The sequence below is a fragment of the Roseateles sp. NT4 genome, assembly GCF_051857475.1.
GTDB lineage: Bacteria > Pseudomonadota > Gammaproteobacteria > Burkholderiales > Burkholderiaceae_C > Pelomonas.
In genome coordinates, this window is sequence record NZ_JBPZGZ010000001.1 from 1,342,570 (window position 1) to 1,354,378 (window position 11,809).

The window sequence follows — 11,809 nt, forward strand, 5'->3', positions numbered from 1 at the left end:
CCCGGCGCATGGAGGTGATGGCATTGGTGGCGGCTTGCCGCGCCGCCCTGGCCGAGGGCGCGCCGCTGCCCTCACCCCTGGCCTTCGCAGACGCGGTGCGCGAAGCGAATCTGGACGGCAGCCTGGAGAGCATGGGGCGTCTCGACAGGCTGCTGCACGGCCTGCACCACAGCAGCCACCTCACGCCTCATTCGCTGGACGAGATGGCCGGCGGCGAGGCCTTTCTGATCCTGTCGGCCGTGGCCGTGGGACTGGCCGTCGAGCGACGCGCCGGTGTCAGCATCGAATGGCTGGACCGCAGCCGCACCGCCGCGCGCATGCCCGAGCTGCGACCGCTGCTCGAGGAGCGCTGGACCCGCCTGATGGCCGTCGTGGATGAGGAGACGCTGAACCCGCTGGCTCATGTCGAGAGCGCGCTGTTCGAGGGCGGCGTCAGTTGCGAGTCGAGGGTCATCCACGATGCCAAACGTCTGCAGGAGCGCCAGCTGCGCGCCGTGGCGGACATCGACCAGAACGCGCGCTGCCGGGAGGTTCTGGAGGCGCTCGCGGCGGGCCGGAGGTTGCCGGACGGCCTCGCCTACCTGACCGCGCTGAAGCAGGCACAACTGGACTACAGCGCCCCAAGCCTCGCCCGCCTGGATGCGTTGCTGAAGCAGTTGCGTGAACAGGTCAAGCCTCGGCATGGCCCCTTCATCGCCGACGCGCCGACGCGCAACTTCATGCAGGCCGCGGCCTTCTATGCGGCCATGTGTACGGCCCGGCTCGGCCAGCTCTCCATCAAGTGGCTCAACCTGCCGGAATTGACGGCCCTGCAGGGCCCGACGGATTTCGAGTTCGAGACCGCCAGCGGCTGCCTGCTGGACGGCAAGCTGTATTTCCCCCTCGCCCTGGTGTCTCAGCTGCTCTTTCTTGCGGACCCGCCGCACACGCTGGAAGCCTGGTCACGAACGCTGCGACTGACCGCCAGCAGCCCGATGATTTCGCTGAAGCGCCAGATGGTGAAAGGCCTGCCGAGCGCGGAGCTGCCGGCCGAATGGGCGGCCGCCGTGCGCCAGGCGGGTCATTTCGCGGCCCAGAGCCTCTTCATGGTCGAAGGCGGCAGCGTCCTGGTGCCCCAGGTGCTGGAACCGCAGGGCAAGGGCATGCGGGTGGTGGCCTTCGGCATGCAGGCCGATGACGCGGCCTACGAGGCTTCGATGCAGCGGCTGCAGGCCAATCCCGGCAAGCTGCCCTGGCAGGTGCGTGCCACCGACGGCTACGCCAATCTGCCGACGGGTCGCACCGACGCCATCACGATCGAGCTGCACTGCTATCCGGGCGGCTTCCTGACCCAGCGCAAGCCCCTGTCCCTGACCCTGGCCTGCCCCTATCGCAATGCCTCGGACGCGCGCGGCTTTGCCATCTACAGCCCGAAGCTGCTGAGCTGCGATGCGCCGGCTCCCGCCCTGGCCGGCTTGTTCAAGCAGTTCTACGACGGCGTCTACAGCTTTCGCATCGACACGGCGGGCACCCGCTTCTCCTGGGACCGCTATCTGGACGAGTCGGTCTAAGCGACGGCCGGCAGGCCGTCCAGCAGCTTGTCCAGCGTGACCGGGTAGTCGCGCACCCGCACGCCGGTGGCGTTGTAGACCGCATTGGCCACCGCGGCGGCGGCACCGCAGATGCCCAGTTCGCCCACGCCCTTGGCCTTCATCGGCGATGAGATGGGGTCGGTCTCGTCCAGGAAGACAACGTCCTGGTGCGGGATGTCGGCATGCACCGGCACTTCGTAGCCCGCCAGGTCGTGGTTGACGAAGAAGCCGCGCCGGGTGTCCACATGCAGGGCCTCCATCAAGGCCGCCCCCACGCCCATGGTCATGGCGCCGATGACCTGGCTGCGCGCCGAGGTTGGGTTCAGGATGCGCCCCGCCGCGCAGACGGCCAGCATGCGCCGCACGCGCACCTCGCCCGTCGTCGCGTCCACCGCCACCTCGGCAAAGTGGGCACCGAAGGTGGACTGCTGGTAGCGCTTGTCGAGGTCACCGTATTCGATGCCGTCCTCGGCCACCAGGCCGGCGAAGGACTTCAGCGCCACGGCCTTGCCGCCGCCGCGCACCTGGCCGTCGGCAAATTCCGCCTCGGCCAGGCCGGCCTTCTGCGCCACCAGGCCACGCAGCTTCATGCAGGCCGCGTAGACACCGGCCGTCGAGTTGTTGCCGCCCCATTGACCGCCCGAACCACAGGACACCGGAAAGGCCGAGTCGCCCAGGCGCACGACGACCTTGTCCAGCGTCACGCCCATCGTCTCGGCCGCGGTCTGCGCAATGATGGTGTAGCTGCCCGTGCCGATGTCCGTCATGTCGGTCTCGACGATGACGCGCTCGCCTTCCAGCTTCACGCGGGCCTTGGACTTCATCAGCAGGTTGTTGCGGAAGGCGGCCGCCACGCCCAGGCCGACCAGCCAGCGGCCGTCGCGCATCTTGGCCGGCTGGGCGTTGCGCCGGGTCCAGCCAAAGCGCTCGGCGCCGATCTTCAGGCACTCCGCCAGGCGGCGCTGCGAGAAGGGGCGCTCCGGCTTCTCGGGGTCGACCTGGGTGTCGTTGCGCAGCCGGAACTCGATGGGGTCCAGGCCCAGCTTCTCGGCCATCTCGTCCATGGCGATCTCCAGCGCCATCAGCCCGGGCGCCTCGCCCGGCGCGCGCATGGCATTGCCCTCGGGCAGGTCCAGCACGGCCAGGTGCATGGCGGTGTGGCGATGCTCCCCGGCATAGAGCAGCCGCGTCTGGGCCGGTGCCGTCTCGGGTCCGCCGCCAGGCAGATTGCCCGACCAGCTTTCGTGCGCAATGGCCTGGATGCGGCCGTCCTGGTCGGCACCGATGCGGATGCGCTGGAGAGTGGCGGGCCGGTGCGTGGTGTTGTTGAACATCAGCGGCCGCGTCAGCGCGATCTTGACGGGCCGGCCGGCCGCGCGGGCGCCGAGGGCCGCGAGCACGACGTCGGCGCGCAGGAAGAGCTTGCCGCCGAAGCCGCCGCCGACAAAGGGCGACTTCACATGGATCTTGTCCTTGGGCAGCCCCAGGGTCTTGGCGAGGTCACCGACGGCCCAGTCGATCATCTGGTTGGACGTCCACACCGTCAGCTTCTGGCCTTCCCACCAGGCGATGGTGGCATGGGGCTCCATCATGGCGTGGGCCTGGTCGGGTGTGGTGTAGCTCGCGTCCAGCTGCACCGGCGCCTTGGCAAAGCCGGCCTCGAAGTCGCCGTGCTTCGTCACCGCCTTGCCACCCATCCCGTCGCTCTTGGCGATCGGCGCATGGGGCTTCTCGGCCGCCAGGTCGAAGCGGCCCTTGGCCTCCTCGTAGCGGATGTCGACCAGCGCCGCCGCGGCGCGGGCCTGCTCGAAGCTTTCGGCCACGACGACGGCCAGGGCCTGGTGGTAGTGGTCGATCTCCGGCCCACCGAGCAGCCTGGCGGTGTTCTTGCTGCCCTTGCCGAGCTTGCCGGCGTTCTGCGCCGTGACGATGGCGAGCACGCCGGGCGCCGCCCGGGCTGCACGCAGGTCCATGGCCGCGACGCGGCCCTTGGCGATGCCGGCGCCGATGACGAAGCCGACGGCCGGCGTCGGCTTCAGGTCGTGGTGCTCGTAGGCATAAGGCGCCGTGCCGGTGGTCTTCAGCGGGCCGTCGATGCGCGGCGTCGGGCGGCCGACGACCTTGCCCTGGTCGATGGGATTGGTGGTGGCGGGCTGGTCGAATCGCATGGTCAGGCCTTCGCGGGATGGAGGACATCGGCCAGCAGCCGCTCGGCGAGCTTGAGCTTGAAGGCGTTGTCATGTTCGGGCGTCGCGCCCGCAAAGGCTCGGCCGAAAAAGCCGTGCACGTCAAGCGACAACTGGGCCTCGGCCGCCTCGACCCGCCAGGGCTTCGGGGCCACGCCGCCAAAGGCGACGCGTGTGGCGCCGTCGCGCGGCACGATGGCAGCGACTGAGACCAGCGCGAAGGCATAGGACGCCCTGTCCCTGACCTTGCGATAGGTCTGGACGCCGCCGAGCGGCGGCGGCAACAGCACCGAGGTGATCAGCTCGCCATGGGCCAACGTGTGTTCGACATGGGGCGTGTCGCCGGGCAGCTTGTGGAAGTCCGCGATGGGGATGCGGCGCATCTGGCCATCGGGCCTGACCGTCTCGACCTGGGCATCCAGCACGCGCATGGCGACGGCCATGTCGCTGGGATGGCTGGCGATGCAGGCCTTGCTGGTGCCGATGAGGGCGAGCGAGCGCGTCACGCCGCCGATCGCACTGCAGCCGCTGCCCGGCTGGCGCTTGTTGCAGGCCTGGGCGGTGTCGTAGAAATAGGGGCAGCGGGTGCGCTGCAGCAGATTGCCCGCGGTCGTCGCGCGGTTGCGCAGTTGCCCCGAGGCGCCAGCCAGCAAGGCGCGTGACAGCACCGCATAGTCCTTGCGCACGCGAGCGTCGCTGGCGAGATCGGCATTGCGCACCAGGGCACCGATGCGCAGGCCGCCGCCTTCTGCAGCTTCGATGCGGTCCAGCCCCAGCGGGTTCACGTCGACGAGATGCGTGGGCGCCTCGACCTGCAGCTTCATCAGGTCCAGCAGATTGGTGCCGCCGGCGATGAAGCGGGCCTCGGGCCGCTGCGCGACGGCCGCGGCGGCCTCGGCCGGCGTGCGGGCGCGCTCGAAACTGAAGGCTTTCATGCGGCACCCCCGCCGACTTCGGTGATGGCTTCGGCGATGTTGGAGTAGGCGCCACAGCGACAGAGGTTGCCGCTCATGCGCTCGCGCAATTCATCGGCGCTCAGCAGCGGCCTGGCGGCCAGGTCGGCCGTCACATGGCTGGGCACACCGCGTTTGAGCTCGTCCAGCATGCCCACGGCCGAACAGATCTGGCCGGGCGTGCAGTAGCCGCACTGATAGCCGTCATGCTTGACGAAGGCGGCCTGCAGCGGATGCAACTGCTGCGGCGTGCCCAGGCCTTCGATGGTGGTGACCTTGGCGCCGGGCGCCATGACGGCCAGCATCAGGCAGCTGTTGATGCGCCGCCCATCCAGCAGCACCGTGCAGGCGCCGCACTGGCCGTGATCGCAGCCCTTCTTGGTACCGGTCAGGTGCAGATGCTCGCGCACCAGGTCCAGCAGCGTCGTGCGGGTGTCGACATCGACGCTGTGCGACTGGCCATTGACCTCCAGCGTGAGCTGTACGATCGTTCCCATCGTCATGGCCGGCTCCCGGTCAGCGGCTGGGGCGGCGGCTGCAGCCGCCGTGCCGGCGCCGGCAATCAACACGTCCCGGCGTGAAACACAACATCCCTGCACTTCGTCCATGTCTGACTCCGCGGCTCACGATCTAACCAGCCTAGTGGGCGGCGGGTGAGGCTCGGTGTCGGACAAGGCCGCGACCTACTCGCCGCGCACGATGCCTTCGCGGCGCGGGTCGGCGCCGCCCGTCCAGCCTTCCTTGGTTTTCAGCAGCACCTGCAGCCCGCTGGTCAGGTCGGTCTCCGTGACCTGCTGGCCGCGCGCACGCAGGTCGGCCAGCTGCTCGGCCGTCAGCGCGCCGCGCTCGACGATGAGCTGGCCACTGTTGAAGTGACCGAAATTGGGCAGGTCCACCGCCTGCTGGGCCGGCAGGCCCCAGGCCAGGGCACCGGTGATGGCCTTGGCGACGTAATGGATGATGACCGGCCCGCCCGGCGAGCCCGCCACCATCAGCAGCTTGCCGTCCTTGTCGAAGACCAGGGTGGGCGCCATGCTGGAACGCGGGCGCTTGCCGGCCTCGACGCGGTTGGCCACCGGTTTGCCGTCGGCACCGAGGGGGTTCAGCGAGAAATCGGTCAGCTGGTTGTTCAGCATGAAGCCGCCGGCCAGGCCCGTGCCGCCGTCGCTCATGACGCGATTGCCGAAGGCCGACTCGACGCTGGTTGTCATGGCCACGGCATGGCCCTCGGCGTCGACGACGCTGACCTGGCTGGTGCCGTATTCCAGTTGCTCGGCCTGCGGCGCGAAGGCCTGCTTGACGTCCGCCGGCTGGCCGGCCGCGGCCACGCCCATGGCCTTCGGCGCGATCAGCGCGCCGCGCTGCTTCAGATAGGCGGGGCTGAGCAGGTTCTGCCAGTCGCCGCCCGGCGCCGTGACGAAGGCCGGGTCGCCGATGTACTGGGCGCGGTCGGCGAAGGCCAGCTTGGCCGACTCGGCATAGGCGTGCATCCAGTCGGCCGTGATGCCCTTGGCCGCCACGGCGGCGGGCTGGGTGTCGAGGATGCCGAGGATCTGCATCAGCGTCAGGTGGCCGGAGGTTGGCGGGCCAAAGCCGCAAATGCGGTAGCTGCGCCAGTCGTTGCACAGCGGTGGGCGCACGGCGGGCTTGTAGGCGGCCAGGTCGGCCTCGGTCAGCAGGCCCGGCCGCGCCTGCGCCTTGACGCGGCGCACGATGTCCTGGGCCACGGCGCCCTCGTAGAAGCCTTTGGGCCCCTGCTTCGCAACACCACGCAGCACGGCGGCGTAGGCCGGGTTCTTCAACACGGTGCCGACGGGCTTGGGGGTGCCCGAAGCGTCGAAGAAATAGGCCGCGGCCTGCGCGTCGTTGCGCAGCGCCGGCTCGCCCGACATCAGCTCGAACAGGCGCGGGCTGATGGCAAAGCCCTGCTCGGCCAGGCGGATGGCCGGTTCGAACAGCCGGGCCCAGGGCAGCTTGCCATGCTGGCGATGCCCTTCTGCCAGCATGGCCAGCACGCCGGGCGTGCCGGTGGACAGGCCGCTGAGGATGGCCTCGCGCATGGGCAGGGGCTTGCCGTCGGGCTTGAGGAACATCTCGGGCGTGGCGGCCGCGGGTGCCGTCTCGCGGCCATCCAGGGACTGGACCTGGCGGCCGTCCCAGTGCATCAGGAAGGCGCCACCGGCGATGCCGCTGGACTGCGGCTCGACCAGGCCGAGCACGGCCTGCACGGCGATGGTGGCATCGATGGCCGAGCCGCCGGCCTTCAGGATCTCGACACCCGCATCCACGGCTAGCGGGTTGGCCGCCGTGACGGCAAAGCGCTTGGCCGGCGCCGTCAGGCTGCCCTGCTTGGCGGTGCGGGTGGTGGCGGCCTCGGGTTGGTCGAGGGCATGGGCCGGGGCCAGCAGGCCGACCAGCAGGAGGGGCGTCAGGAGGCGGAGCATGGCGGCCATCTTAGGCATGGCCGCCCTGCCGCCAACGTCAAGCAAAGTAAGCCATGTCCTTCTGGCTGTAGTTGCCGATCTGCGGCAGCACGCGCGGCAGGTCGGTGCCGCTGATGCCCATCCAGGTCGCCAGCGTGGCGCCGAGCTGGTCCACGGCCGTGGTCGGCAGCAGCCGGCCCTGGCCGACGTCGTCCGGACCGTTGATGCTGACCGAGGGCAAGGTGCCCCAATACTTGCCGCCCTTCACCGCCCCGCCCATGACGAAATGGTGGCTGCCCCAGCCGTGGTCGGAGCCGTCGCCATTGCTGGTCAACGAGCGGCCGAAGTCGCTGGCCGTGAAGGTGGTGACCTGGTTGGCCACGCCCAGCTCGACGGTGGCCGCGTAGAAGCTGGCCATGGCGTCGTTGACGGCGGTCAGCAGACCCGGGTGTTCGTCGAGCAGGAAGTCGTGGGTGTCAAAGCCGCCGAGCGACACGAAGAAGACCTGGCGGGTCGCGCCCAGGGCTTGGCGGGCGCCGATGAGCTTGGCCACCATCAGCAGCTGGCTGGCCAGGCTGTTGGCCGCGTCGAAGGGCGTCTGCAGGGCCGGCACGCCGGCCAGGCCGGCCGACACCACGCCCTGGGCGCTGACCGAGCGCGCGACGACCTTGTTCAGCTCTGCCTCCATCCAATGCGTGCGGTCGGCCGTGATGAGGCCACGCAGCGCATCGGCGCAGGCCTGGGAGCCGTAGAGCGGCTTCAGGATGCCGTTGATGGGCACGGCGCCGCTGGTGGACACCTGGTATTGCACGGCCTGCTTGCCGGCCATGAAGACGGCGTTGCCGGCCGCATTGATGCAGGTGAAGGTGGCTGTGCCATTGCCGCCGAGGAAGAGGTCGCCCATGCGGCCGCCCCAGCCCGAGGTGGCGCCCTCGGGCGAGCTGCTCTGCCAGACCGACTGCTGGTCGTTGTGCGAGAACAGCTTGGGCGGCAGGGGCACGTTTTTGGCGTTGTACTGGGCCAGTGTGGTCGGCTGGATCAGCGTGCCGACATTGAGCTGGATGCCCAGCTTGCCGCTGTCCCACAGGCCCTTGAGCTTGCCGAGCTGGGGGGCCAGCGCCATCTGGCGGCCGCCGACGTTCAATGCCAGCGCCGTCGCAGCCAGCTGATCACGCGGCGTGGCCAGGGTCTGGCGGATGTTGGCGTAGGCGTCGTAGCTGGCGGGGTCATAAGGCACCAGCGTGTTGCCGTAATCGTTGCCGCCGTAGAGGAAGACGCAGACCAGGGCCTTGTAGTCGCCCGGCGCTGTGGCCGCAGCGGCCTCGCCCAGGGCGGCGAGATTGAGGGCCCAAGGCGCGGCCGTGCCAGCGATGCCGAGAGCACCCGCACGACGCAGGAATTCGCGGCGCTGCAGTTCGGGGAGTCGATTCAGCTTCATGGTCGTCCCCTTACTTCTGGATTTGATATTCGGGGCAGGCCATCAGCATCAGGATGGCAGCCTGCACACGGTTGAGCTTGCCGGCGTCGCTGCCGGCGGAAATGCTGGCCACGGCCGTCGCGATGGTGGTCTGCGTCGTCGTCGAGATGGCCCCGCCGCCGAGGCGCGTGGCCAGGCTGGCAACCAGACCCGGCGCATCGCCGGCCAGCGCAAGCTCGGCCGTGTAGCCGGGCTTCACATCGCCCACACCGTCGGCGATGGCCTTCTGCATGTAGTTCAGATAGCCGGCTACGGTGCTTTCGTTGCAGAGCTGGAACTCGGGCGCGGTGACGTCATTCGTGCCCAGCTGGGAGTTGGGCGGCACATAGCCCGGGCGGAAGAAGTTGAAGACCGAGGGGCTGCGCATCGGGCTTTGGCCCAGGCGGGCGCCGGAGTCGCTGGTATTGCCGATGTTCCAGAGGCCGTTCGGCGAGGTCACGCCGAAGGAGCGCCCCCACTGGATGAAGCGCAGCAGCGGCTCGCGCAGCTTGCCCGCGCCCGGATCGCTGGAGACTGTGCGTGCCTCGGTATCGAGCAGGATGGCCTTGAGGACGGCCTTCAGGTCACCGCGCACGCCGGCGCCGTTGTTGGCCCAGACCGCCGCGATGCGGCCGACATAGGCAGCGCTGGGATTGGAGGCGACAAGGCGCTGGATGAGTTGCCGGCTGATGAAGGGGCCGACGTTCGGATGATTCGCCAAGGTGTCCAGCGCGATCTTCAGCGCCGCCGGGCCGTCGGCCGAGGCCGGGATGTCGACGTCCAGCACCTTCTTGGCCCCGGTCGAGAAGCGCGAGGCGATGTTGACCATGGGCTTCTTCATGAAGGCCGGGTCGCTGCCGCTGTAGCTGTCGAAATCCCAGCCCGTGAAGACGCGCGCCAGGTCGGTGATGTTGGTCTGGCTGTAGGTCTCGATGGGCTTGCCGCTGCCGTCGAGCTTCAGCGAGCCGTCCGCGTTGAGCTGGTAGAGGCCGATGCTGAACAGCTGCATGACCTCGCGGGCGTAGTTCTCGTCAGGCACGCGGCCCGTGTTGGGGTCCTCTTTCAGGTTGCCGCGCATGGCCAGGTAGACGCCCATGCCGTTGGACAGCGTGACCGCATTCAGCAGGTCGCGGTAGCTGCCAAAGCAGCGCTGCTCCAGCATGTCCATGTAGCAGGCGATGGCAAAGCCCCGCCAGGGCATGGGCAGGCCGCTCATGGAGATGACGAAGATCTCGCTCAGGGCAAGCACGACGCGCTGGCGCAGCGAGTCGGGTGCCGACATCAGCTTGCGCCACAGCGTGTTGTCGGCACCACCGAAGTCGTTGCGGTGATCGACGATGGCGTAGCCGCTGGCCACCATCCAGTCGAAGTGGCTGTCGGTCACCGGCAGCGCGAACTGCGCGTCCAGCCAGGCGGCATAGCCATTGGCCTTGACCGTGGCGATGTCGGCCGTGCTGGCCGAGAAGCCGGCCTGGGCCAGGAAGCGCGCGGCTTCGGCATCGGTGATGCCCGGCGGCGGCGGTGGCGGAGGAGGTGGCGGGGGCGGAGGCGGAGGTGGTGGGGAAGGCGACGGCGTCGGGGCACCGCCATCCCCTCCCCCACCGCCGCAGGCGGCCAGCAGGGCGGCTGCCGCAGCGGCGGCCGCGAAGCCGGAGTTGAGGTTCGCACTGGTCTCGGGTGCGGGGGTGGCGATGGTCTCGACTTCAGGCGTCGGCGGTGCGCGCATGGGGTCCTCGCTCGTTGTGTGGATGATGCTCGCGCAACGAAAAAGGGCCGGCTTGCGCCGACCCTTCGAGGCCCATGAACTGGGGGGACGAGGCCTGATTTACCTCACAGCAACGGAACCCCGGTCTTGCTTTGCGCTTGTTCACGCGTGACACCTTCGGCCAGCTCGACCAGCTTGATGCCCTCGGGCACGACGTCGAAGACGCCCAGGTCGGTGATGATGCGGTCGACGACGCCCACGCCCGTCAGCGGCAGCGTGCAGCTGGGGATGATCTTGAGGTCCTCGGTGCCGTCCTTCTTCTTGGCCACGTGCTCCATCAACACGATGACGCGCTTGACGCCGGCCACCAGGTCCATGGCGCCGCCCATGCCCTTGACCATCTTGCCCGGGATCATCCAGTTGGCCAGGTCGCCCTGGCCGCTGACCTGCATGGCGCCCAGGATGCTCAGGTTGATCTTGCCGGCGCGGATCATCGAAAAGCTGTCGTGGCTGCCGAAGATGCTGGAGCCGGGCAGCGTGGTGACGGTCTGCTTGCCAGCGTTGATGAGGTCGGCGTCGACCTCGTCTTCCGCCGGGAAGGGGCCAATGCCCAGCATGCCGTTCTCGCTCTGCAGCCAGACTTCCTTGCTGGCGGGCACGTGGTTGGCCACCAGGGTCGGGATGCCGATGCCGAGGTTGACGTAGAAGCCGTCTTCCAGCTCCTGGGCCGCGCGCGCGGCCATTTGATCTTGGGTCCAGGCCATTTCAAGCCTCCTTCTTGGGAGACAGCGTCATCTTCTCGATGCGCTTCTCGGGGTTGGCGTTGACGACGATACGGTGCACATAGATGCCCGGCAGATGCACGTCGTCCGGATCGATTTCCCCGGTCTCGACGAGGTGCTCGACCTCGACGACCGTCAGCTGGCCGGCCATGGCCGCGGCCGGGTTGAAGTTGCGCGCGGTGCGGCGGAAGACGAGATTGCCGCTCTTGTCGGCCTTGTAGGCCTTGACCAAGGACACGTCGGGCACCAGGGCCTTCTCGAGGATGTAGGTCTGGCCGTCGAACTCGCGGGCTTCCTTGCCTTCGGCGATCAACGTGCCGACGCCGGTGCGCACGAAGAAGGCCGGGATGCCGGCACCACCGGCGCGCAGCTTTTCAGCCAACGTGCCCTGGGGCGTGAATTCCAGCTCCAGTTCGCCCGCCAGGTACTGGCGCTCGAACTCCTTGTTCTCGCCGACGTAGCTGGAGATCATCTTCCTGATCTGGCGCGTGGTCAGCAGCTGGCCCAGGCCGAAGCCGTCGACGCCGGCGTTGTTGGAGATGACCGTCAGGTCCTTGACGCCGCTGTCGCGCAGGGCCGCGATCAGGGCCTCGGGGATGCCGCACAGGCCGAAGCCGCCGACTGCGAGCATCTGCCCGTCCTTGACGACGCCACGCAGCGCTTCTTCAGCGCTCGGGTACACCTTGTTCATGCCGAATGTCTCCTGCGGTTGGCAACGACCGCAAGGGTACTA

Annotated in this window: 9 protein-coding genes; 1 reads left to right on the forward strand and 8 read right to left on the reverse strand. The window is 68.8% G+C overall.

Features of this window, described 5'->3' with window-relative positions; genetic code table 11:
• The first annotated feature begins 8 nt into the window (after nucleotides 1–8).
• Nucleotides 9–1,550, forward strand: coding sequence for a hypothetical protein (locus tag ACS5PN_RS06205; RefSeq protein ID WP_439463056.1), 1,542 nt, complete (start codon nucleotides 9–11; stop codon nucleotides 1,548–1,550).
• On the opposite strand, the gene paoC is transcribed toward ACS5PN_RS06205, so the two are convergent.
• From paoC to ACS5PN_RS06245, 8 genes are all read right to left on the reverse strand, one after another.
• Nucleotides 1,547–3,739 (reverse strand): aldehyde oxidoreductase molybdenum-binding subunit PaoC, encoded by a 2,193-nt coding sequence (gene paoC, locus ACS5PN_RS06210; RefSeq protein WP_439463057.1) that lies wholly within the window; start codon nucleotides 3,737–3,739, stop codon nucleotides 1,547–1,549. The two genes, ACS5PN_RS06205 and paoC, sit on opposite strands and share 4 nt — an antisense overlap.
• Before the next feature lie 2 nt (nucleotides 3,740–3,741).
• Nucleotides 3,742–4,692 carry an FAD binding domain-containing protein gene (locus tag ACS5PN_RS06215; RefSeq protein ID WP_439463058.1) on the reverse strand — a complete coding sequence of 317 codons (951 nt, stop codon included), beginning with the start codon at nucleotides 4,690–4,692 and terminating at the stop codon, nucleotides 3,742–3,744.
• A complete protein-coding gene (gene paoA / locus ACS5PN_RS06220) occupies nucleotides 4,689–5,318 on the reverse strand; it encodes an aldehyde dehydrogenase iron-sulfur subunit PaoA (RefSeq protein WP_439463059.1) in 630 nt (209 codons plus the stop codon). Before paoA ends, ACS5PN_RS06215 begins: the two co-directional genes overlap by 4 nt.
• 75 nt (nucleotides 5,319–5,393) lie before the next feature.
• Nucleotides 5,394–7,154: a gamma-glutamyltransferase family protein gene (locus ACS5PN_RS06225; protein WP_439463060.1), complete on the reverse strand. Its 1,761-nt coding sequence runs from the start codon at nucleotides 7,152–7,154 to the stop codon at nucleotides 5,394–5,396.
• Nucleotides 7,155–7,191: 37 nt separating this feature from the next.
• On the reverse strand, nucleotides 7,192–8,571 hold the full coding sequence (locus tag ACS5PN_RS06230; protein ID WP_439463061.1) for a DUF1501 domain-containing protein: 1,380 nt from the start codon (nucleotides 8,569–8,571) through the stop codon (nucleotides 7,192–7,194).
• Nucleotides 8,572–8,581: 10 nt separating this feature from the next.
• Nucleotides 8,582–10,315, reverse strand: coding sequence for a DUF1800 domain-containing protein (locus ACS5PN_RS06235; protein WP_439463062.1), 1,734 nt, complete (start codon nucleotides 10,313–10,315; stop codon nucleotides 8,582–8,584).
• A 104-nt stretch (nucleotides 10,316–10,419) separates the two neighbouring features.
• Entirely contained in the window at nucleotides 10,420–11,058 is a 639-nt protein-coding gene (locus ACS5PN_RS06240) for a 3-oxoacid CoA-transferase subunit B (protein ID WP_439463063.1), read from the reverse strand.
• A gap of 1 nt (nucleotide 11,059) precedes the next feature.
• Nucleotides 11,060–11,767, reverse strand: a complete 708-nt coding sequence (locus ACS5PN_RS06245) for a CoA transferase subunit A (protein WP_439463064.1) — start codon at nucleotides 11,765–11,767, stop codon at nucleotides 11,060–11,062.
• Nucleotides 11,768–11,809 lie beyond the last annotated feature (42 nt).